This is a genomic window from Psychrobacter sp. NG27, assembly GCF_016106655.1.
Classification (GTDB): Bacteria; Pseudomonadota; Gammaproteobacteria; order Pseudomonadales; family Moraxellaceae; genus Psychrobacter.
In genome coordinates this window covers 1-22,226 of the sequence record NZ_JADGIN010000002.1, presented here as the reverse complement: position 1 = coordinate 22,226, position 22,226 = coordinate 1, and the positions used below count along the sequence as shown (strand labels likewise).

Below are 22,226 nucleotides of genomic sequence, written 5' to 3'. Positions count from 1 at the left end.
CATTTTGTTAGCGAATATTGAGATCCATTGACACAACTAGCAAACACTGTGCGCATTTTATAAACAGTGTTGTGAGTATATTTGTCGTAAATGCGAAAAAATCCTTGGTTTTAGGCTTGAAATTTATACCCATCACCTTTATCAAGCAGCTATTGAAGCGTATTAATAAAAACAATCAGTAAGAACCGTTAAACATTGAATGAAGACACAGTAAGACTAGCGCTTGGCTGATCTGCGGTGTCTAAAATCACTCTCTATTATTGACATTCCAAGGAGCTATCATGAGCGAGCAAACCCCGAACCCTGAATCTGTTGACCAAAACGTAGTACATGACAACATTGAGCACAGTGACAGTATCTTAGAAGAAACTATGAAAGAGTTTGATCCACAGAATAACTCAGGTGAAGCAGCTACTATTGAAAACGAAATCAATCTTGATACGTTTACAGCTCGTATTGCTGAATTAGAAGGCGAAGTAAAACAAGCTAAAGAAGGCACAGCCCGTGCCAACGCCGAAGCTTACAATGCGCAAAAGCGCATGGAGCAAGAAGCGGATAAGAGCAAAAAGTTTGCACTACAGAAATTTGCTAAAGAGTTATTAGACATCGTCGATAACTTAGAGCGAGCCATGGAAAACGCGGATGCCAACGATCCTGTCGCTGAAGGCGTGCAACTCACGCACAAAGCATTGGTTGCCGTACTGACCAAAAATGGTGTAGAAGTGGTCGATCCACAAGGCGAAAAATTCAATGCTGACTTCCATGAAGCGGTCGGTATCGACCCAGAAGCTGCCGCTGATACTGTAGGCACAGTATTGCAAAAAGGCTATAGCTTGAATGGTCGTCTATTACGTCCTGCCATGGTACGTGTGGGTCAATAATATTTTTTTGGGCTAAACCTTACTAATATAAAGGTTTTTCACAAAAAATCACATGAAACACAGTTTTTGCATGATGATTGCCTTGAAAAAACCAACAGGCAAACCGATATATAGCAACAAGTGACCGACTATGGTCTGGATAGATAAGTATTTATATTTACAATAAATTAGGAGCAATTGATTATGGGTAAAGTAATTGGTATTGATTTAGGTACGACTAACTCGTGTGTAGCAGTGATGGAAGGCGACAAAGTCAAAGTCATCGAAAATGCTGAAGGTACTCGTACCACACCATCAATCGTCGCTTACAAAGATGACGAAATCCTTGTTGGTCAGTCAGCCAAGCGTCAAGCAGTAACCAACCCAAACAACACATTGTTTGCGATCAAGCGTTTGATCGGTCGTCGTTTTGATGACAAAGTCGTGCAAAAAGACATCGGTATGGTCCCTTACAAAATCGCTAAAGCTGATAACGGCGATGCATGGGTAGAAATCAACGGTAAAAAGCTTGCACCACCACAGGTTTCTGCTGAAATCTTGAAAAAAATGAAAAAAACAGCAGAAGACTATCTTGGTGAGAGCGTGACTGAAGCAGTTGTAACCGTACCTGCTTACTTCAATGACTCACAGCGTCAAGCAACCAAAGATGCTGGTAAAATCGCTGGTCTAGATGTAAAACGTATCATCAACGAGCCAACTGCCGCTGCACTTGCTTATGGTATGGACAAAAAGCAAGGCGATAGCACTGTTGCTGTATATGATTTGGGCGGTGGTACATTCGATATCTCAATCATCGAAATCGCTGACGTAGATGGCGAGCAGCAGTTTGAAGTACTAGCGACCAACGGTGATACTTTCCTAGGTGGTGAAGACTTTGACTCAGCATTAATTGACTTCTTAGTTGCTGAATTCAAAAAAGACCAAGACGTCAACCTAAAAGGTGACTCTCTTGCGATGCAGCGTCTAAAAGAAGCGGCAGAAAAAGCGAAGATTGAACTATCAAGCGCGCAAAGCACTGAAGTGAACTTGCCATATATTACTGCTGATAGCAGTGGTCCTAAGCATTTGGTTGTAACGATCAGTCGCTCAAAACTTGAGAGCTTAACTGAAGAACTAGTACAGCGCACTATGGGCCCTTGTAAAATTGCGCTTGAAGATGCAGGTCTAAAAATCGGCGATATCGATGACGTTATCCTGGTTGGTGGTCAGACTCGTATGCCACTAGTACAGCAAAACGTACAAGCATTTTTTGGTCAAGAGCCACGTAAAGACGTGAACCCTGATGAAGCAGTAGCTGCAGGCGCTGCGATTCAAGGTGCCGTATTGTCTGGTGAGAAGACTGACGTATTGCTACTTGATGTGACGCCATTGACTTTAGGTATCGAAACGATGGGCGGTGTGATGACGCCAGTGATCGAGAAAAACACCATGATTCCTACCAAGAAATCACAGGTATTCTCAACGGCTGAAGACAACCAGCCAGCAGTAACGATTCAGGTATATCAAGGTGAGCGTAAAATTGCTAACCAAAACAAACAGCTTGGTCGTTTTGACTTGACTGACATTCCACCAGCACCACGTGGCCTACCGCAAATCGAAGTGTCTTTTGACATCAATGCTGATGGTATCATGAACATCTCTGCGACAGACAAAGGTACTGGTAAAGCACAAAGTATCCAAATCAAAGCAGATTCTGGTTTGTCGGACGAAGAAGTCGAACAAATGGTTCGTGATGCAGAAGCCAATGCTGCTGAGGATGAGAAATTCGCTAACCTAGCGCAAGTTCGTAACGAAGCAGATGGTCGTATCCATGCGGTACAAAAAGCATTGAAAGAAGCCGAAGATAAAGTCACTGATGAAGAAAAATCATCAGTAGAAACGGCCATCACTGAGCTTGAAACTGCGGCGAAAGAAGATGACCATGACGAAATCAAAGCCAAGCTTGAAGCATTAGACAATGCATTCTTGCCAGTCAGCCAAAAGATTTATGCTGATGCAGGCGCTGGCGCAGAAGGTATGGATCCAAGCCAGTTCCAACAAGGTGCTGACGATGCAGGTAGCAACCAAGCTGATGACGACGTCGTTGATGCTGAGTTCACTGAAGTAGACGAAGACAAAAAATAATACCAAATCCAAAAACGCGATTAGCTGCGTCAAACTTGCTTAGTCTACTCAATGTAGCATTTACGCTCGTTTTCCTTGCTACTCAAGTTTTTAAAAATGGTAGAATCGATACAAATCGATAGTTAGTTAAACTAAAAAACGCACCCTTCGGGGTGCGTTTTTTTATGGCTGCTATTTTTACTAGCTATTGCTTCTACTATAAGTTGCATGATTAAGGTTTAAATGCACTCACTATTAGCACCTCATAAGTCAAGTATACACAAAGCGCGCCCTCGTCATTCTGTCCTGAAAACTGTTGCCAATAGTCTGACTCAAACTGTTGCAGACGCGCTTTTGTCCATCGAAAAGGCTGTGTGTCATCTGGCAATATTTGCATTTGATTGGTAGATACACCTGTCAACTTCATGTGTTTTAATACTGCATAGGGGCTGATAAATGGTAAATCAAAACGCTGAATGGAGAGAATGCTATTCTCAAAACCAGCCTCTGCCAGTGCTATCTGCCATTCACTGACATCAGGATAGTTGAGACCTTGAGCAGTCAGTGCCTTAATTTGCAAAAAATTATCTGGCGTGAAGGTGCTAAGGAGCAGCTGACCTCCCGATTGTAACCGCTGCGCTGATTGCGCTATAAAACTGAGTGGATTATCAAACCACTGTATGGCATTGGCACTGATGATTAAACTATGATTTTCTCCTAAGTCCATGGTCTCAGCATCACCAATCCTGATAGTCGCAGTTGGCAAGATAGCCTGTAATGTAGGGGCTTGCTTTGCGCACAATTCATTGATAGTCCACTGTGAGCTATCTATCTGCATCGCCATCAATCGAGTCAACTGACCTGTCCCTGCACCCACTTCTAATATGCTATCTTGCTTAGTATCAGCAATGCTACTGAGTAAAGACTGACAGACTTGTAGCTGAATACTGGCATGCTGGTCATAGTCATTTGCATTGGCAAAATGTTGAGCGATGCTTTGTTTTCTGGACGTGAGGTTCGAGGATGTGGTACGCGTTTTCATAATATTTATGGCATCCAAATAGGCCGAATTTCAATTGATAGTATGATTGACTGATTAATGAAAGCTGATGCATAAGCGCTTGCTGCAGTGTGAGATGTAGAGCTTGAGACTAAATACTATAGTTGCTGAATAAGACGGTCACAGTCCTCGTCAGTCAACTGAGCATTCATCACCAATCGAATACGAGCAGTATTCGTAGGCACGGTGGGTGGCCTGATGGGCAAAGCGTAAAATCCTGCTGCTTGAAATTGCGCTGCTTTGGCAAGGGCGTCTGCATTATCCCCTAATATATAGGGCACGATAGGCGAGCCATAAACAATGTCTTGAATGTTTGACGATGCAGGGTGTCGCTGTTGTATCGCTTGACTGACCCTGATGGATAAATGGGCGAGATGCGCGCGTTCATTGGTCAGTGTGGGCATTTTGGCTAAAACAAATCGCGTCCATGCGTGATTGATTGGTGATAGAGCCGTGCTATAAATGAGAGGTCGCATGGTGTTTATTAACCACTGTTTGACGACATCATCACACATGATATACGCACCCATTGAAGCAAATGCCTTGCCAAACGTCCCAACCAAATAATCAATCTCAGCCAATGTGCGAGTTTCTTCTGCCAATCCGAGTCCTGTGTCACCCAGCACACCAATAGCATGCGCCTCATCAACATACAGCTCGATACGAGCGTCTTTGGCTTTTAATGCGACCAGTTGAGGCAAATCAGCACGATCCCCATCCATACTAAATATGCTTTCGGTAACGATAATGATGCGTTCAATGGTAGGGTCGGCTTGTTCAATCAGTCGAGCCAGATGCTCGTAATCATTGTGACGATAACGGCGATAGGTCACTAGCTTATTCTGAATCAAGCGAAGTCCATCGATAATACTGGCATGGACCAGTTTGTCCGCCAAAATAAGCGTGTTGACAGGTAGTGACGTGAGAGCTGGTAAGAGTCCAATGTTGGCATGATAACCACTATTAAAGACAAGTACCGATTTCGCTGTCGATAGCACCTGTTTGTCCGCTGCATTTTGATACCAGCTTTGCAATCCAGTTTCTAAGGCATCGAGCTGGACGTCGTTGCCAGTGAGCAGCCGCGATGAGGTAGCACTCATCTTTGGTAGAGTATCCTCGGTCAACTGCCCTAGTTGGTCGAAAAACTCAGTCTGAAGTTCAGGGGTGCTACCCAATCCAAGGTAGTCATTACTGGCGATGTTTAATAGAGTTTTGCCATCACTGATGACATAGCGCCCTTGATGTTCGATTTTTGGTAATTTGCGATATTGCTGCTTATCTTTTAATTGCATAATCTCAGTTTGGAGACGCTTATGAATAGAGATAGGCATAAAAAATTGTCCTTTTTATTATTTATCTAAGTAGTAAAGCAAGTAGATAGGCAGCAAAATGAGTAGGGAGTATTACACAAAACCTAGAGATGTAACAGAAAGTTTCATATCTCGTCCTTTGTAACGTTCACACTGATAAACGCTTTCAAATCTTAACTTGGCTACCGCCAAACACAGACAGTGTTTCTGAAATAGTTTGTTACTATGTATCCATCGTTAGCAGACAAGACGATAGGGTCAAAAGCCCATATAAATAAATAACTTGTTTGTCAAAAAGTAACTCAAGGAGCTCATCATGAAAACTTTACAGAAAACTCTACTAGCACTAGCAACTGGTTCTTTACTAACAGTGAGCGCGCAAGCTGCCGTTAATTATGGCAGTGGTTACACTGGTCAACCATATGTCGGCGCTAAAGTCGGTCAATTCGATTTAGATGTTGATGGCGCTGATGAGCCAACTGCATATGGTGTCTACGCTGGTTATAACTTCGATCCTAACTTTGGTATGGAAGTTGAATATGTTGGTTCAGATGATGCTGACTATAGAGGCGGCGACATCGATGCTAAGACATACGGCGCTTATGGTACTTACCGTTATGCATTCCCAAACAGCGGCTTATACGCAAAAGGTAAGCTAGGTGTTGCAAAAACTGAAGTAGAAGCTAACAACACTAACTTTGCTGGTGCCTCTGACTTCTCAGACGACGATACTAACATCGCTGGTGGTGTAGGTCTTGGTTACGCAGTAAACTCTGACTTCAGTGTTGAAGCTGAATATGACATGTTAGGTAGCGATGCAGATCTTATGACTGTTGGTGCCCAGCTAAAATTCTAATTTATTAGAAAACAAGATTTTAGCTAAACAGCTATAACAAAGAAACGATCACTTTAAGTGGTCGTTTTTTTTGTCTAAAATTTACGATAAGCTTCTATCCCACTCGTTCATCAATACCTAATGGCTAATATATCATTACCGTTAAAGCATTGTTATCTTTGAAAATGTGCTACATTAAAAGCTAGAATCTCACAGACAAGAGGGACAGGTGCGATGGAGATACTTTGGATGATTGAACCTTGGCATTGGCTGGTATTAGGATTTGTACTGCTAATCGTTGAGATGTTTGTACCCACATTTGCAAGCCTATGGTTTGGTGCAGCTGCCATCATCGTTGCTGCGCTTTCGTGGTTATTGCCAATCTCTATCGTTGCCCAAGTCATTATTTGGCTAGTACTCTCTGCTATATTTTTGTTGGCATGGTTTAAGTTTATCAAACCATTATCAGTAGATCGTACCAAAGCTGGGCTTGGTGGTAGTGTGATCGTCGGCGAGGTTGGTATGATTATCGAGCCGCCGCAATTGGATCGAGCAGGTATGGTCAGGTTTAGCGTGCCTATCGTCGGCGCTGCTGAGTGGGTGTGCCGGACGAGAGGAGAGCAAGTGGCAGTCGGTGATAGAGTGGTCGTGACCGATATCGTTGGCAACGAGCTGATTGTGAGCAGTATGAAGTCGCAGGCAGCGATGCATAAAAGTATGCAGGTATAATAATAGGGATGAGTTATGGAAAGCTTTAGTATCGTAATGATCGTATTGATTGCACTGGTGGTATTAACCGTGTTTAAAGGCGTGCGTATCGTACCGCAGGGTTATAAATGGGTCGTGCAGCGATTGGGTAAATATAGTCAAACGCTGGAGCCGGGGTTAAACCTGATTATTCCTTATGTCGATGATGTGGCTTATAAAGTCACCACCAAAGACATCGTGCTTGATATTCCATCACAAGAAGTCATTACTCGAGACAACGTGGTGATTATCGCCAATGCAGTGGCTTATATTAATATCGTGCGCCCTGATAAAGCAGTGTATGGCATCGAAGATTATGAATACGGTATCCGTAATCTGGTGCAGACCTCACTGCGCTCAATCATCGGTGAAATGGATCTGGATAGTGCCTTGTCTAGTCGTGACGAAATCAAGATGAAGCTAAAGCACGCAATCTCAGAAGATATCGCTGATTGGGGTATCACGCTAAAGACAGTAGAGATTCAAGATATTAACCCATCGCAAACCATGCAGGCATCAATGGAAGAGCAGGCGGCGGCAGAGCGTCTACGTCGTGCCACAGTGACCCGTGCTGATGGACAAAAGCAAGCGGCTATCCTAGAAGCCGATGGGCGTCTAGAGGCCTCACGTCGTGATGCTGAAGCGCAGGTAGTGCTAGCGAGAGGTTCAGAAGAGTCGATTCGTTTGATTACTAATGCCATGGGCACAGAAGAGATGCCGATTGTCTATTTGCTTGGTGAGCAGTATATCAAGGCAATCCGTGAACTGGCTGAATCTGATAACTCAAAAATGGTGGTGTTACCTGCTGATATTTTAAGTACCGTAAAAGGTATGGTGGGTGATAAGTTAAAAGTGTAGGAACTATTATTTCAGATAAAAAAAGACCTCAAGCGAGGTCTTTTTTGTGCCATAAATCCAGAGTTGCTTTCTAAAGTTATTTTTTAACATTGCTTCTTAAAGCTGCTTTAAATAACTTTCGAAAAGCGATTTTTATGCTTTGTCTCAAGATACTTATCAAAGACCATCGCAACGTTTCGACCCAATAAGCGTCCACGTGGTAAAACACGAATACCAGCGGCATCCATATCGATGAGCTTATCGTCTTGCATGGGACCGAGTTGTGATATTTCATCGATGAAGTATGTAATTGCATCGATACCGAATTTCTGGTTCACATCTTTAAAATCAACATAGTCATGACAGAGCAAGTTCATAATGACATATTCACGTAATCGATCTTTGATTGACGTCTTAATGACTTTTACCGCTGGCATGACAGTAGGGTTGATTTTTGCCATATCAATATTGGCTTGATAGGCTTGCAGATCCGTATCGTTCTGCAATATATAGCGGGTATTGGCATTGGCAATCTGACTGATAGATGAGACTCCGAATCCTAATAGATCGCAGTCACCCATGATGGTATAACCCTGAAAGTTGCGATGTAATTTGCCCTCGCGCTGTGCGACAGCGAGTTCATCATCAGGCTTAGCAAAGTGGTCAATACCGATATATTGATAGCCGGCTTCGCTCAATGTATTGATGGTATTGCCAAGCATCGTAAGCTTCGCTGCTGGATTGGGTAGGTCTTCATCTTTAATCTGACGTTGAGCTTTAAAGCGCTCAGGCAGATGCGCATAGTTAAACACCGACAGACGATCTGGTGACATCTCTATGATGCGCTGTACTGTTTGGTTAAAGGTATCAGGCGTTTGATGTGGTAAGCCATAAATCAAGTCGATGTTAATAGAATGAAAGCCGAGTTCGCGTGCTTCATTGAGGACGTTTTCAATCAATTCTGCGGAATGCACACGATTGACAGCGATTTGTACGGTTTCATCTAAATCTTGCACGCCCAAGCTAATACGATTAAAGCCCAGATTACGCAAAACTTTTAGCGTATCTTCACTCAGCTCGCGTGGGTCAATCTCAATAGAGTAATCGCCTTCATCTTCTGGCAAAAATTCAAACTGCGTCTGCAAAAACTCCCAAAGCTGAACCATCTCTTCGTCACGCAAAAACGTAGGTGTACCACCGCCCAAATGTAGCTGCTTGACCAATGGTTTGCTGCTACCTTCAGGCGCCGATAATAAGCGACGCTTGTGATTGATTTCAGCAATTAGGTACTGTAAATAATCGCCCGAATCGCTATTTTTTTTAGTGATAATTTTATTGCAAGCACAGTAGTAGCAAAGATGACGACAGAATGGAATATGAAAATATAGCGACAGTGGTGCACGCGCTTCACGGTTCTGTAGAATTTTGGTCTCAAGACTGTCAGCGATTGGTGCGAACTCTAAAGCCGTTGGATAAGAGGTATATCGTGGCCCAGAACGATTGTACTTATTGATGATCGCTTCATCAAATGTAGGTAGATGTTTGCTCGTAATACTACCGCGCATACTGGCATAAGGATTGTCTGGTTGCATGACAGGACGTGTCGTGGTCGGCTGCTCTCCGGCGCGATTGTAAGGCTGCTTGATATGGTCAGCACTATTAGAATTGTTTTGTTCTGATTGCTCTGTCATGCGATATTCCTCGTTTTGACCATATATATTGCTAGAGTGTATTTGGTTCAAGGGTAGCAATTGAAACCGTTCTTTTAAGACCATTTCTCTAGCAATATTTATGTCTAAATAGACAGTGGCTAGTATAACAAATCCTTGTTAATAGTGGGGTGAATAGCGAGTGCTCTTAAATATAAAAGCAGGGCTATTATTTAGATATAAAAAACCCCAGAATTATTCTGAGGTTTTGTATCTATACTTATATATTTCCTTTCTACACAGGCTATTCTCTTAGTTGAAGGATATTGCCAACAGCTTTATTTTTGACTTCAGTCTTGCTAAAAGGCAAACGTATCCAGTCTTTATCTGAGTAACGACGCGTTTGGTCGCGGTGATACGGACGAGTACTGTCTGACGCTTGTGAATAGGCTAATAGCGCTTCTACAACAGGCCCTTTACTATCAAAAGTAACGGTTTGCATATAGGTAGGCCCATTAGTGATTGGTTTATAAGTACCATTCTCGTTTAATCCTGGGCCTTGAGCGACGTTAAAGATACCTTCACGTCCAAGTCCGCCATGCATCGAGATTTTTTCATCGTTATTACCAGCATCGATGACGTATTGTAAATCAGCCAAAGACGCATCAAGGGCTATATTTTTATCATTAAAGAAGGCAATTGCATCTCCCAATGCTACACGCGTGCTGTCATTGATTATAAGGCCACGAGGGGTATTAACTGGGTCGTTAATATCGAATTTCACACTGAATACATTGTCAGTGGTTTCAGTAAAGTTGACCTTACGCCAAAACTCTCTGAACACATGAGCGCCTTTGCTATCAAGATTATTGCGGCGATCCCAGTTACTTAAAACCGCACAAGCCTGCGTGGCATTGACCATGCTACCATTGCTCAATGGCATCACTGGATTAGCTGTACAATCTGCCAATACATCATCGAGCACCAGCTCAGCAACATAACTTCGATTGCCATAGACGACGTCTTGCATATTATCTAGGTTGAATGTATTGCCACCAAGTTGATCTTTATTACTCAATCGATCTGAGATTTGCGTTAGTCCCATACGAGAACGCATAAGTAGTGGCACACCATCTACTGCATTAGGTCCTAAAAATGGTGATAGGCGGCGACGCAGCAGCGGTGAGAATCCAGTCAATGGCTGCTTAGGGTTGCTCAGCCAGTAGCTGTCATTTGAGTTGGCAACATAGTCATTACGAATTAAAAAAGGCAAGTTTGAGCGTCCGAAAATACCTGCTTGTGGCGAGTCGGTATCATTGCCCCATTCACAGGCAGCCGTGGCCCCGTTAAGTGCTGGCAAGTCAGAAGCAATCAATGCGCCAAGGAATGGACCAGCATTGGTACTACAGGCTTCTAACTGTTCTTTGGTAACATGCGGTACGGTTGAGATATCAGCATACAGTGCTTTGCCGTATCGGTCAGTTGCAATAGTATTAACGAAGCCAAGACCAAGAGTATCTTGCATTCTATCGACCAAATCTTCGACGCTGCTTGCTTTATTCATACTGCGCCATTGGTTCAGCGCGCGCGGATTTTCAGAAGCCGCATCACGGATAGTATAAGCAAGATTGTTATCACCCCAGTTAGGTAGTTGTCCATTCAGCGCTTTTACATTTAGCATAGGCCCATACTGGGATAAATAGATGGGACGAACCAACGTTTGATTGTTTGGCAATTGAATAGTCACATCGACCTGTTCGATATCACGCTGCTCAAACACACCCTCACTGTTTTGATAGTTGTATTTCATAGGATTGCCATTTACCAGACTGAGCTGATAGAGGGTAAAGCGTTTGGCCGTCGATACAGTATGGCTCCACGCCACGTCTTTATTGAAACCGATATTGACAAATGGCTGGCCTTGTTGGGCGGCGCCCATCACATCGAGCTCGCCTGGCATGGTCAGATGAAACTCATAAAAACGCTGCACGCCTTCCCAAGGTTCATGCGGATTACCATATAAGACGCCACTGTCAGTGCCGGTTACTTCGCTACCAAATGCATAAGCATTACTGCCACCTTCCATCGCATTGATCGTTGAATCATCAAACTCAACTACTGGCTCTGGACTGACAGTACGCATGCGACTGCTGTCCATAATAGTATTTTGAGCAGGTGGCGCTGCCGCTACGATAGTCCCAACAAAGTTAGACAATCCGCCACGTAGATTGGCTTTGCCATATACTGTCAGAAGGTCGTCAATCGTGATCTCACGTACCCATTCTGCCCCAGCACAATCAGGGTTGAGGTTAGCCGCGCCTTTATCTCGTAGGTATCGGCTATAGCCAGCAGCGTAGCCAGTGACTGCGTCTATAACTTCAGGATCTTGAGCGGCCAAAAACTCAGCACGTCTTTCTGGAGAGTTGTACCACGTATAGAAGACATCGCTGGCCACATCGCCTTCGTCGCCTAGATACAGCATGCTTTGTCCACTAGCTACAACGATTTCTCGTGCTAATGAGCAGATATTGTCCTCGGCAAAGGCGTAACCTACGCCGTAACCAAGCCCTTTATAATCCTTTGCAGTGATATGTGGTATACCGAATTCGGTGCGTTGAATGTCTGCTGAGTATGTAGATTGAGAAGTAGTTGAGTCGTTATCGTTGTCTCCGAAACAACCTGACAATCCTAGAGAGACTGCCACTGTAAGTAGCGCGAGCCTAGGCACACGCTGATTAAGCATATCAATGCTCATAAGCTTATCCATCCATGGTTAGTTGGTGTGTATAAAGCCGTAGAAAACAGCAATCACCGAGCTTTATATGATCAATAAAATCCTTTTATTGCCAATGCTCTTTCTAATTCCGGATGTCTTATACTGAATTAGATTTCTAGAATATTCCGCTATAGCTGGTATATCTAAGAGGTATTGAGTAAACCAAAAATTCAGGTCAGACCGGACGACGCGTAAGAGCATCTACCCATCATATAACAGTAAACGGCATCTACACCAGCAATAAAACACGACATTTGCGCGTTGATAAATAATACTTTATTATCAATGACACTCTGTATTAGGAAGATGCTGATGTCGTTTGCTCAAGTCTATACCCGTTCGGTCGTCGGTCTGCATGCACCTAAGGTCATTATTGAGGTGCACTTGTCGCAAGGTTTGCCTGCACTGACCATTGTCGGTCTGCCAGAAGCAGCGGTACGTGAGAGTAAGGATAGAGTCCGTTCTGCGATACTGAATTCTGGCTTTCAGTTTCCCAATCGCCGCCTCACTATTAACCTAGCGCCTGCGGATTTACCCAAAGATGGCGCAAGGCTAGATTTACCGATTGCTATCGGTATTTTGGCAGCCAGTGATCAGCTCGATCCAGACGTGCTATCAGGGTTTGAGTTTATCGGTGAATTGGCACTAAACGGAAACTTGCGGCAAGTGACAGGCAGTTTGGCAGTAGCTCGAGCGATTAAAGCGGAAGGGTTGGCTGCAACGTCAACGAGTAGTAATGAGCAACCATTAAGCGAGCAGCGGCCAAGAGAAGCATTAACATCAGTCAAGTTAATCGTGCCAATAGATAACGGGGCAGAAGCCAGCCGTGTCGAAGGAGTGGAGATATTAGGCGCTCAAAGTCTCAAAGCCGTTTGTGATCATCTGCAGTCGTTAGCGAATCCAAGCGCACACTATGAGTCTTTGGGTATTGTCACACCCAGTCCAACACCGCAGCATATGGGTTATCAAGTGGACTTGGCCGATGTCAAAGGTCAGCATCATGCACGGCGTGCATTAGAGATTGCGGCGGCAGGTGGGCACTCGATATTATTCACAGGGCCGCCCGGTTCAGGCAAGACACTAATGGCATCGAGGCTACCGACTATTTTGCCTGACCTCAGTGACGAAGATGCGTTAGAGGTAGCCAGCACATATTCAGTCGCAGACAGCGATTATGACTATGGTGCACGGCCGTTCAGGCAAGTTCATCATACGATATCAGCCGTGGCATTGGTTGGTGGTGGTTCACGTCCAAAACCTGGTGAGATTACCCTTGCGAATAAGGGCGTATTGTTCCTTGATGAATTGCCAGAATTTGATCGTACGGTGTTAGAGGTATTACGGCAGCCATTGGAGGCCAAGCAAATCACCATTAGCCGTGCCAATTCACAAATGACTTTTCCCGCTAATTTTCAATTGGTCGCTGCTATGAACCCCTGTCCATGTGGTTATGATGGCGATACATCAGGGCGTTGCCGCTGTCGACCCGAGCAGATTAAACGCTATCAAGATAAACTATCAGGACCGCTATTAGATCGTATTGATTTGCATATCACCGTGCCAGCGTTGCCAATTGCTGACTTACAAAATGCTCAGGCTGGAGAAACCTCCGAACAAGTGAGGGTAAGGGTAGCCGCCGCTCATAAAAATCAGATGCAGCGGCAACAAAAGGTCAATAATGAGCTAAGCCCTAGCGAGATTGATAAATATATCCAGCTAGGAGAAAGCGAGCAGCAGCTATTACAGCTTGCTCAGCAGCGCTTAAACTTGTCCGCTCGTGGCTATCATCGAGTATTACGAGTGGCACGTACCATCGCAGACCTTGCTGACAGTGTAGATATAACGAGTGTCCATGTGTCTGAGGCACTGAGCTATCGTAGCAAATAATCATACTTATCTAAGCCAGTGTTCACAACTATCTTATTACTATACTATAGAGGTGAAGTATGGGTTAAGCCTTGTCTCTCATAATCCAAGTCACCAAATCAGCGAAACCATCAAACGCTTCGGTAGGATTTAGCTCACGAATATCTTGCCCGTAGTTATAGCCATAAGACAATCCAAGCGTGTCCATATTGGCATTTTGTCCGGCTAAGATGTCGTTTTTAGAATCACCAATCATAACGGCTTGTTCTGGAGAAACATTCAACGCTTCACAGACATGCAGTAGCGGCGCCGGATCAGGCTTTTTGGTCGAGAGGCTATCACCGCCAAGCACTTCGCTGAATAAGTCCTGCCAGCCAAATGACTGCAATATCTTCGGTACAAAGCGAATGGGTTTATTGGTCACTAATGCCAGTGTATACCCCGCGTCCTTTAGTTTCTTTAGTCCGTTATCGACATCTGGGTAAGCGACGGTTTTGCTGCCACTGAGATTTTTGTAAGCATCAAAAAATATTTGCTCCGCGTGATCAGCTTCCTCGACCGTCAACTCGCCTTCTAGCACTTTTACCTTACCCACTAGCGCTCGCTCGACCAATAATCTTGAGCCATTGCCTATCCAGTTGCGTATCGTCTCGATAGGGTAGGTCTCTTTGCCTAGCGTGGTTAGCATAGCGTTGGTCGCATCAGCCAAATCAGGCACACTATCGATTAGCGTCCCGTCGAAATCAAAAATCAAAAGTTGCTTATCCATTATCCCTCGCTATTGAAAACAGTTATATTTGTTATGTGGGTTGTATCGCGCTTTATGTCATACCTTAGTATAATCGTATTTTAAGGCTAGAAAATTTACTTTTTCAATGTTCAACATACTCTAATGAACAGAAGCAATCATTCGACATCTTTATAGCGTTCGCGATGCTTGGCTTTCATTTTTAGATAATCTTCGTTTTTACGACACTCATCCCATTTTTGTTTAAATATGCGCGCTGACTCTGCTTTGATAGGATCTTCGACTTGCCGTGGCAGCTCTTCTCGCCCATGTGCACCGCTTTGGCCTTTTTTATCATCAGGGACGGCACCTTTGTATTTTTTGCCACCTTTATGATTGGCATAGCGACGGGCACGGGTATAGCCCATCTGAATAAATTTGCGCGCCATATCGGCACCGACAAAGTCATCTGCGATCAGATAGTCTAAGAACATCTGATAAATAGTGTCGCTACTTTCTGTTGCTATATCGGGAGTAGCAAAGCGCCAGTGGGGAAGTATTTCAGATTTGTATGGCTCAACCAGTAACACGCCTTGTTCGCCACGTCCGACACGATACAATTCTGGCTGTGCACGCAAATCTAAATGCTTATAATCCAAGTCGTAATCAAACTCTCTCATAACCTCACCTGATTAAGATATTGATGTTTAGTATACTGAGCCAAGTTGTTGAAAAAACAGCTTAGAAATGTTGTTCAGCTGTGACTATTAGGAAGCCAATCATCATGAATAGAACACCCATCACTTATTTGACTCTCATGAAGCCATTAAAAAATTTACTCATGTTAATGACAGTATTAATGAGCGTACTAACGACCAGTGCAGCTCATAGCGCTTGGTTTGAGCGTTTGATTCCAGAAGGTCAGACTTATACTGTGCGCGAGATAGATCGTGATTTAGCATTTGTGATTGATGGGTTTATTTATGATGCTCGTACATCTTGTTTTTTAGCAGTGGGCGAGCGAGTGATATTTTTTGAAGGACGTCATGGTATTGATTACCGTGCGACGGTTTATGATTTGGACTCGCGTGAGCGTTGTGAGTTACTATTAAGAAAGCGTTTGTGATAAGTAAGAAAGCGCTGATAGTCATTCCACTATAAAAATATTACTGCGTTAATCTTGCTTGAAGCATTTAATATACATCTGAGCATGCTACCTAAACATAAAAATCTAAGCATAAAAAAAGCCCCAAACATAAATGTTTGGGGCTTTTTAGAATTCTTAAACGATGGTGGCTCGAGGCAGGTTCGAACTGCCGACACACGGATTTTCAATCCGTTGCTCTACCGACTGAGCTATCGAGCCGTCTTCGTTGAGGCGCTATTAAACTAAATATACGCACTGCTGTCAAGCAGTTTTTTCATTATATCTAATAAAAGACGATAAATAGTCAGATATGGGCAAAATTAAACATTCTAGTCTCAGTTTAGTCTTTGACTCGCAGTAACTCATACTCGCTCATAATACGATAAATATCAGTATCTGCAGGCACAAACTCACGCACGCCTTTTTTTACTTCGGCATCATAAACCAGTTTAATAAACTTGGCATCTATAGCACGGCCGCGATTCTGTTCATGCACCGTTAGATACTGCAAGCGCTTAGCATTGGTCTGCCCATCATCAAAACAGGCGACAGCAGCGATCGGCTTGTCATTAAACATACCGACATAGAGATACTGTCCACGTTTAAAGCCTTGCTCAACGAGACTGAGTACATCGGCACCACTGGGCTGAGTATTATCGCTGTCATATAAAGCCTGCAGGCGCTCAGAGAGTTCATTATCACGTGCAGGTTTTTTAATCAGTGGTGCATCCAAACTATTGATGGCGATCGCTTCTAAAGGCATAGTAGTTCCTATAAACAGAGGGTTTCTATGATGTGAGACATCATAATGTCATAGAGTATGGTGTCGCAAATTGTCGCGTTATAGCATTAGCGTGCGTCATGATTGATAATACTGAACACACTATTTTAGCAGAATGAGGTAATTTTGTGCGTGGTTTACGGCTTGGACATAGCAGTAAATGTTAGGGTTTGCTATGATGAAGACAGACAATGCCTAGGGCGTGTCCTCAATTCAATCGATAGTCATCTAAATGGGTTAAAAATGGCTAAATCTTGCCAAACGGCGTCAAATAGCTGACTAATATCTCGATATTATCTGCGCTATTTTCCTTGTTTGACGGCAATTTATCTTATTTTTATCACCATTTTTAAAGTGAGGACACGCCCTAGTAGGCATAAATCCTAATATTATTCGTATCATACGTAAACATTGATAGCTTTTTTAAATTTTTCATTATTCCCTTATTTAAAGACTCGGGCGTATTTTCGTCCTATTTTATTGACCACTTTTCACTGATAAAAAACTGATAGAGAGTAGCCATGACAGCCAATGCAACTGAGCAAAATGCACCAAAAAATGCAAACTTACACGGTCGCCCTGAACGTATCGCGACCGTTGAGCGTATCACTGCCGAAACGCAAATCACTTGTACCGTCAATCTTGATGGGACTGGTCAAGGCACGGTAGACACTGGCGTACCATTTTTGGATCATATGATCGATCAAATCAAGCGTCACGGTTTGTTTGACTTGGACATCAAATGTAACGGCGATACCTTTATCGATGATCATCATAGCGTCGAAGACACTGGGATTACGCTTGGCCAAGCATTTAACAAAGCGCTAGGCGATAAAAAAGGCATTCGTCGTTACGGGCATTTTTATGCGCCACTTGATGAAGCGTTGACTCGTGCGGTTGTCGATCTATCAGGTCGTCCTGGTCTACACATGGATATTCCGTTTACCCGCTCGCACGTGGGTCGTTTCGATGTTGATTTGTTCAGTGAGTTTTTCTACGGCTTCGTCAATCACTCGTGGATGACCGTGCATTTAGACAATCTCAAAGGCAAAAATAGCCATCACCAAATTGAGTCGACCTTTAAAGCTTTTGCTCGCGCCCTACGTATGGCTTGTGAATATGATGAGCGTGCGTTAAATACATTGCCATCGACTAAAGAGGCTTTCTAAGGCGCATTTAAGGCTCTTCTACGGTGTCAGTCAAGCTTGGCGTACTAGCTGTACAGCCTGCGCTTGACTTCTTTGTAGCAAAACCTTATCTACACCTTGGTAATAGCCAACAATATAAATGGTCAATAATATAAATAGTACAGTAGTCAAAATATTTAAAAATGAGAACCAATCGATGACCAAAATTGCACTATTAGATTATGGTATGGGTAATTTGCATTCCGCCAGTAAAGCGTTGTCAGTGGTCGGGGCAGACGTCTCTATCACCAATGACCCCAAAGTCGTTGCTGCGGCAGACAAGATCGTCTTCCCCGGTGTCGGTGCCATGCGTGATTGTATCGCTGGCATGCAAGATGCTGGGATTGATGAGGTCATACGTCATGCAGTATTCAACAAGCCAGTTATGGCCATCTGTGTAGGCATGCAGGCATTGTTTGAGCAGTCAGCGGAAAATGGTGGTACAGATTGTCTTGGCATCTTAAAGGGTAGTGTAGAAGCATTTGACCCTACTTGGAAAGACCAGCAAGGCGCAACCATCAAAGTACCACATATGGGCTGGAATACCATCAGTGGTATGGACTTTGACCATCCGTTGTGGACAGGTATCGAAGACAACGCGCATTTTTACTTTGTACACAGTTACTACTGTGAGCCTGCCGATAGCGCGCAAGTGGCCGCCGTTTGTGATTATGGTCAGCCGTTTTGTGCCAGTGTTATCCAAGATAATTTATTTGCGACTCAGTTCCATCCAGAGAAAAGCCATACCGCTGGCTTGCAGCTGTTAAAAAACTTCGTCGACTGGGATGTATAAAAAGACGATAAACGTGAATTGAATGTTTAATTTAGCAGAAGGCAGATTATCCATTGTATAATCTGCCTTTTTTGTTCTCAGATTTTATTATCAGCTGTCAATTTTTAGCCACCACTTTTTAGTCATATTGTTTATAGTCGATTCAATTTAAAAGTAGTACAAGACAACCGAGTGTAGATGTATATGTGATACTTCAAGCGAGGTTAACGCTGTAATACTTTTATAGTGGGATGGCTATAGTGATACGCTCAGTGGTTCTCTGCTCGCCTATATTTGGAATATCTCAGTGGATTTTACCGCCTTTAAGATGAATGTTGTTGAAACAACTGGCCTTGCCAAAGATGCGCTACATATCTATGTTGGCATCGGTGTCTACCTGCTTTGCCTCATGGTGCTACGCCCTATGATTAGAAGCCAAAATCTTAGATCGTTTGTCGCTCTAATCGCCGTGACCAGCATTGCATTGTTGGGTGAGTATCTGGACAATCGAGAGACGATTGAATCGCTAGGCCTAACGGGTTTAAGCCGTGAGCAGCTGACCGCCAGCATCCGTGATTTGATCAATACCTGCATGCTGTCTTATGTGCTCTATGCATTGAATACATGGACGACATTCTTTCACCCGACCAGCAACAAACCAAAATCATTAATCAAGCGACATAAAAAAACGGACTATTAATAAGTCCGTTTTTTCTGTAGTTTAAAAAATGCCTAGTTTACTGCTTGAGAAGACGAATACAGCTAATACCACAGCAATGCTCGGCAGTATTGAAACCTTACTCCATCCGAAAGGCAAAGCATAAGCCAGTTTTGGATAAAAGGGACAGACATAGACAAATAGGCTATCTTCTGAAATTATCGCTTTTGCTGTGACCTTTCTAATTCCGTTCTCACCAAACCTACGCACTCCTCCAAAAGCATTTAATAATGTACTGGTATAAGTGATACCTTTGAACTCATAGTGATACTTAACAAAAAGCTCATGTACATCACCCAGATAAGAGGTTCTAGCAGAGGTAATCACTATTCTCTTATCTAGAACTTTTGCAGGTGTTTGTGGGAAAAATAAAAATGCAAAGTCAGTCATGATGGCTATTAAAATAAACACCAAAAAAATAGCTGAAAATATAAAGATGCCATACAACAAAAATATTGGGTACATAGCTATCAGACCCTAGGTTGATATACTTACTATATTTATTAACTATTAAATATTAGCCTCATCATACAACTCACGCACCACTTCACCAATGACTCTAATACCATCAGTCAGCGTCTGCTCGTCAGCAGCGATACTCATACGAATACACTCATGTGCATGCTGATAATCACTGACATCGACACCAGGGAAGAAATATTCGCTTGGCACAATAAGCGTGCCTTTTTCTTTTAGGCGCTCATATAGATCCAACGTGCTAATCGGCAAGTCTTTAAACCATAGCCATAAGAAAATCGCGCCTTCAGGCTTATGAATCATCAATGGGTAATCACCCAAGGCTTCTTTTAACAGCTTCACGGCAAGGGTCGCCTGCTTTTGATAAAACGGCTTAATCTCATTATCGGCTAACTGCTTGATACGGTCATTCTCTACCAATGGCGTGGCAATCGCTGCACCAAAGCGTGTCGGTGCTAGATTCACTACCGCATTCATTGCGCTAACGGCTTCGATGACTTTCGAATCGGCAACGATAATACCCGTACGCATACCGGGCAAGCCAATCTTCGACAGGCTAAAGCACAGGATCGTATTGTCATCCCACGTCAAATGCGCGTCTGAATAGATGATATTAGGGAAGGGCATACCGTAGGCATTATCGATGATAAGGGGTATGTCATAACGTTTGGCAATCTCGGCCAAATGCGCCATTTCGTAATCAGTCAGCACGTTGCCAGTCGGGTTAGTCGGGCGTGAGCAGCAAATCGCGCCGATACGGCCCTCGATCAGCGCTGGCAAGTTCTCTAATGCGTCAAAATCCACACGATATTTAAAGAAGCCTTCTTCACCATCATGAGTCACTTCATCGATATGTGGCAATACCGCTGCGAAATGCTGTCCTTCGACATGCACGTCGCTATAGCCGATATACTCAGGGGTCAATGGCAGTAGAATGGATTTGTCTACAGCTCCACTCTTTTCATCAGCGAAAGCGCCGCCAAATAGATTAAACAGATAGAAAAAAGCATTCTGTGAGCCGTTGGTCAGGGCGATATTTTCTGAGGTGAGGTTCCAATCATAATGACGGTTAAAGAAGCCAACCAAGGCATCGATAAAGGCAGAATCACCTTGCGGGTTAGAGTAATTCGCCATGCTGATAATCGCGCTACTATTTGCTTCACCCGCATCGTTATCAGTGCCTAGCGCCTTGTACGTCTCCAAAAACAACTCATTCACGGCATCAATTTTGGCAGGGTTACCACCGCCCAGCATGTTAACTGGCTGATCGCTTTTTAGCGCGTCGCCTAGATCGTCCATCAATTGTGAGATGCCAGTAGGCTGGGTAAATTTTTGACCGAACTTTGAGAATTTCATAAGACTACCATGCTGTTTTGGAGGATGTTGTAAGAAGGGATTTGATTGATAAAAGTTAGGCTAGTATAGCAAATGAGGGCTAGGTAATCCCCCCAATAAATAAGCAAACTAAGCAAAATGAAGAGGCTGATTTTGGTGCTGACTGGGTATGGTGGATTGGAAGTGATGATAAGGGATGGGTAGCTTTCGCTGTACAAGCAAAGAAATATAGTACCAAAAATGACACGTATAACTCATTGGCACATAAGGTAAAAGGTGTTTCTCAGAGTGATATATTAGAAATCTATGCTGATTCTATTCAAGCCGTACCAATATATGCTTTATATAATTATGTTCTAAGAAAAAATTTTAGGCCTGGTATAGCAGGATTAAGATTTAATTACTCAGAAAATATGTATGGAGTTACGTTAGCTTCTTTAAACGTGGTTAAGGAAGCTATGAATACGAGAGGGTGTCGAAATTTTAAATTCATAAATAATAAAGTTAGTACAATTACCTTACCAGACCTAATTCGTGAGACAGAGGCCTATTTAGCTAACTATGCGAATAGTAAGAATAAAAGCAAGCTATTTGAGGCATACCCTACAGTTCACACTGATATTCTTACTAATGAGCCTATTAAGACAAAAATATTTGTAGTTAGTTCAAGGGAGGAAGAGGTTGAAATTCAGGTATATGCTAAACGTCAGCTAATAATAAACATTGATAATGATGGCTGACCTATAGAGTAGTCTGTGAGATTCTGTTGATAAAGGATATCGTGAAATACTTTTAATTAAATAGGTTTTATAGCAAAGCTAGACGTTAATTGAAGGCACAGTTTAGCGCTGATAACAGTAGTTAACCTAATGAAGTAGCCAAATTATAGCTATAGTCTCGTTGAAAATTGCAGGTAATACAAAACTAAAAAACCCCTATTATGAACTGACCCCCAAATGTTGGACGGTTTAAGTTTATTTCAAGGACTGAGTTCTGTATTGCACAGGACTCAGTCCTT

20 protein-coding genes and 1 tRNA gene are annotated in these 22,226 nt (G+C 43.2%); 11 read left to right on the top strand and 10 right to left on the bottom strand.

Going from position 1 to position 22,226, the window contains the following annotated elements:
* Nucleotides 1-281 precede the first annotated feature (281 nt).
* Entirely contained in the window at nucleotides 282-881 is a 600-nt protein-coding gene (grpE, locus tag IP485_RS03535; protein WP_197174923.1) for a nucleotide exchange factor GrpE, read from the top strand.
* A 183-nt stretch (nucleotides 882-1,064) separates the two neighbouring features.
* Nucleotides 1,065-3,005 (top strand): molecular chaperone DnaK, encoded by a 1,941-nt coding sequence (gene dnaK / locus IP485_RS03530; RefSeq protein WP_194363300.1) that lies wholly within the window; start codon nucleotides 1,065-1,067, stop codon nucleotides 3,003-3,005.
* Between the two features lie 211 nt (nucleotides 3,006-3,216).
* On the opposite strand, the gene IP485_RS03525 is transcribed toward dnaK, so the two are convergent.
* Complete coding sequence (locus IP485_RS03525; protein WP_198326026.1) at nucleotides 3,217-4,026, bottom strand: methyltransferase domain-containing protein; 810 nt, start codon at nucleotides 4,024-4,026, stop codon at nucleotides 3,217-3,219.
* Nucleotides 4,027-4,142: 116 nt separating this feature from the next.
* A complete protein-coding gene (locus IP485_RS03520; RefSeq protein ID WP_198326025.1) occupies nucleotides 4,143-5,375 on the bottom strand; it encodes an 8-amino-7-oxononanoate synthase in 1,233 nt (410 codons plus the stop codon).
* Nucleotides 5,376-5,670: 295 nt separating this feature from the next.
* On the opposite strand from IP485_RS03520, the gene IP485_RS03515 reads away from it, so the two are divergent.
* From IP485_RS03515 to IP485_RS03505, 3 genes are all read left to right on the top strand, one after another.
* Complete coding sequence (locus IP485_RS03515; protein ID WP_194363298.1) at nucleotides 5,671-6,210, top strand: porin family protein; 540 nt, start codon at nucleotides 5,671-5,673, stop codon at nucleotides 6,208-6,210.
* Nucleotides 6,211-6,438: 228 nt separating this feature from the next.
* Nucleotides 6,439-6,918, top strand: a complete 480-nt coding sequence (locus IP485_RS03510) for an NfeD family protein (protein ID WP_198326024.1) — start codon at nucleotides 6,439-6,441, stop codon at nucleotides 6,916-6,918.
* Between the two features lie 15 nt (nucleotides 6,919-6,933).
* Nucleotides 6,934-7,794: an SPFH domain-containing protein gene (locus IP485_RS03505; protein WP_194363297.1), complete on the top strand. Its 861-nt coding sequence runs from the start codon at nucleotides 6,934-6,936 to the stop codon at nucleotides 7,792-7,794.
* 107 nt (nucleotides 7,795-7,901) lie between these two features.
* Here IP485_RS03505 and hemN read toward each other — a convergent pair whose 3' ends face one another.
* Together hemN and IP485_RS03495 are read right to left on the bottom strand one after the other, a co-directional pair.
* Nucleotides 7,902-9,365: an oxygen-independent coproporphyrinogen III oxidase gene (gene hemN / locus IP485_RS03500; RefSeq protein WP_198326445.1), complete on the bottom strand. Its 1,464-nt coding sequence runs from the start codon at nucleotides 9,363-9,365 to the stop codon at nucleotides 7,902-7,904.
* Nucleotides 9,366-9,726: 361 nt separating this feature from the next.
* Nucleotides 9,727-12,177 carry a penicillin acylase family protein gene (locus IP485_RS03495; protein WP_198326023.1) on the bottom strand — a complete coding sequence of 817 codons (2,451 nt, stop codon included), beginning with the start codon at nucleotides 12,175-12,177 and terminating at the stop codon, nucleotides 9,727-9,729.
* A gap of 333 nt (nucleotides 12,178-12,510) precedes the next feature.
* Between IP485_RS03495 and IP485_RS03490 the strand changes: the two genes are divergently transcribed.
* The gene (locus IP485_RS03490) at nucleotides 12,511-14,085 is read left to right on the top strand and encodes a YifB family Mg chelatase-like AAA ATPase (protein ID WP_198326022.1); all 1,575 of its coding nucleotides are present in this window, start codon (nucleotides 12,511-12,513) and stop codon (nucleotides 14,083-14,085) included.
* Nucleotides 14,086-14,149: 64 nt separating this feature from the next.
* On the opposite strand, the gene IP485_RS03485 is transcribed toward IP485_RS03490, so the two are convergent.
* Both IP485_RS03485 and IP485_RS03480 read right to left on the bottom strand, forming a co-directional pair.
* A complete protein-coding gene (locus IP485_RS03485; protein ID WP_198326021.1) occupies nucleotides 14,150-14,833 on the bottom strand; it encodes a phosphoglycolate phosphatase in 684 nt (227 codons plus the stop codon).
* A gap of 137 nt (nucleotides 14,834-14,970) precedes the next feature.
* On the bottom strand, nucleotides 14,971-15,471 hold the full coding sequence (locus tag IP485_RS03480; RefSeq protein ID WP_198326020.1) for a DUF4385 domain-containing protein: 501 nt from the start codon (nucleotides 15,469-15,471) through the stop codon (nucleotides 14,971-14,973).
* Between the two features lie 104 nt (nucleotides 15,472-15,575).
* Here IP485_RS03480 and IP485_RS03475 point away from each other — a divergent pair, with 104 nt between their 5' ends.
* The gene (locus IP485_RS03475) at nucleotides 15,576-15,917 is read left to right on the top strand and encodes a hypothetical protein (protein WP_198326019.1); all 342 of its coding nucleotides are present in this window, start codon (nucleotides 15,576-15,578) and stop codon (nucleotides 15,915-15,917) included.
* Nucleotides 15,918-16,081: 164 nt separating this feature from the next.
* Here the strand turns inward: IP485_RS03475 and IP485_RS03470 are convergent.
* Both IP485_RS03470 and IP485_RS03465 read right to left on the bottom strand, forming a co-directional pair.
* Nucleotides 16,082-16,157 (bottom strand) — tRNA-Phe (locus IP485_RS03470).
* A 121-nt stretch (nucleotides 16,158-16,278) separates the two neighbouring features.
* Nucleotides 16,279-16,701: a hypothetical protein gene (locus IP485_RS03465; RefSeq protein WP_198326018.1), complete on the bottom strand. Its 423-nt coding sequence runs from the start codon at nucleotides 16,699-16,701 to the stop codon at nucleotides 16,279-16,281.
* Nucleotides 16,702-17,240: 539 nt separating this feature from the next.
* On the opposite strand from IP485_RS03465, the gene hisB reads away from it, so the two are divergent.
* The 3 genes from hisB to IP485_RS03450 all read left to right on the top strand — a co-directional run bounded on the left by hisB (nucleotide 17,241) and on the right by IP485_RS03450 (nucleotide 19,378).
* Nucleotides 17,241-17,888 carry an imidazoleglycerol-phosphate dehydratase HisB gene (gene hisB / locus IP485_RS03460; RefSeq protein WP_194196305.1) on the top strand — a complete coding sequence of 216 codons (648 nt, stop codon included), beginning with the start codon at nucleotides 17,241-17,243 and terminating at the stop codon, nucleotides 17,886-17,888.
* Between the two features lie 175 nt (nucleotides 17,889-18,063).
* Nucleotides 18,064-18,699 (top strand): imidazole glycerol phosphate synthase subunit HisH, encoded by a 636-nt coding sequence (gene hisH / locus IP485_RS03455; RefSeq protein ID WP_198326017.1) that lies wholly within the window; start codon nucleotides 18,064-18,066, stop codon nucleotides 18,697-18,699.
* Between the two features lie 286 nt (nucleotides 18,700-18,985).
* Nucleotides 18,986-19,378: a hypothetical protein gene (locus tag IP485_RS03450; RefSeq protein ID WP_198326016.1), complete on the top strand. Its 393-nt coding sequence runs from the start codon at nucleotides 18,986-18,988 to the stop codon at nucleotides 19,376-19,378.
* Between the two features lie 21 nt (nucleotides 19,379-19,399).
* On the opposite strand, the gene IP485_RS03445 is transcribed toward IP485_RS03450, so the two are convergent.
* Both IP485_RS03445 and IP485_RS03440 read right to left on the bottom strand, forming a co-directional pair.
* A complete protein-coding gene (locus IP485_RS03445; RefSeq protein WP_198326015.1) occupies nucleotides 19,400-19,861 on the bottom strand; it encodes a hypothetical protein in 462 nt (153 codons plus the stop codon).
* Between the two features lie 45 nt (nucleotides 19,862-19,906).
* Nucleotides 19,907-21,229 carry a valine--pyruvate transaminase gene (locus IP485_RS03440; RefSeq protein WP_198326014.1) on the bottom strand — a complete coding sequence of 441 codons (1,323 nt, stop codon included), beginning with the start codon at nucleotides 21,227-21,229 and terminating at the stop codon, nucleotides 19,907-19,909.
* Between the two features lie 86 nt (nucleotides 21,230-21,315).
* Between IP485_RS03440 and IP485_RS03435 the strand changes: the two genes are divergently transcribed.
* Nucleotides 21,316-21,948, top strand: coding sequence for a DUF6615 family protein (locus IP485_RS03435; RefSeq protein WP_320159118.1), 633 nt, complete (start codon nucleotides 21,316-21,318; stop codon nucleotides 21,946-21,948).
* The last annotated feature ends 278 nt before the right edge of the window (nucleotides 21,949-22,226 follow it).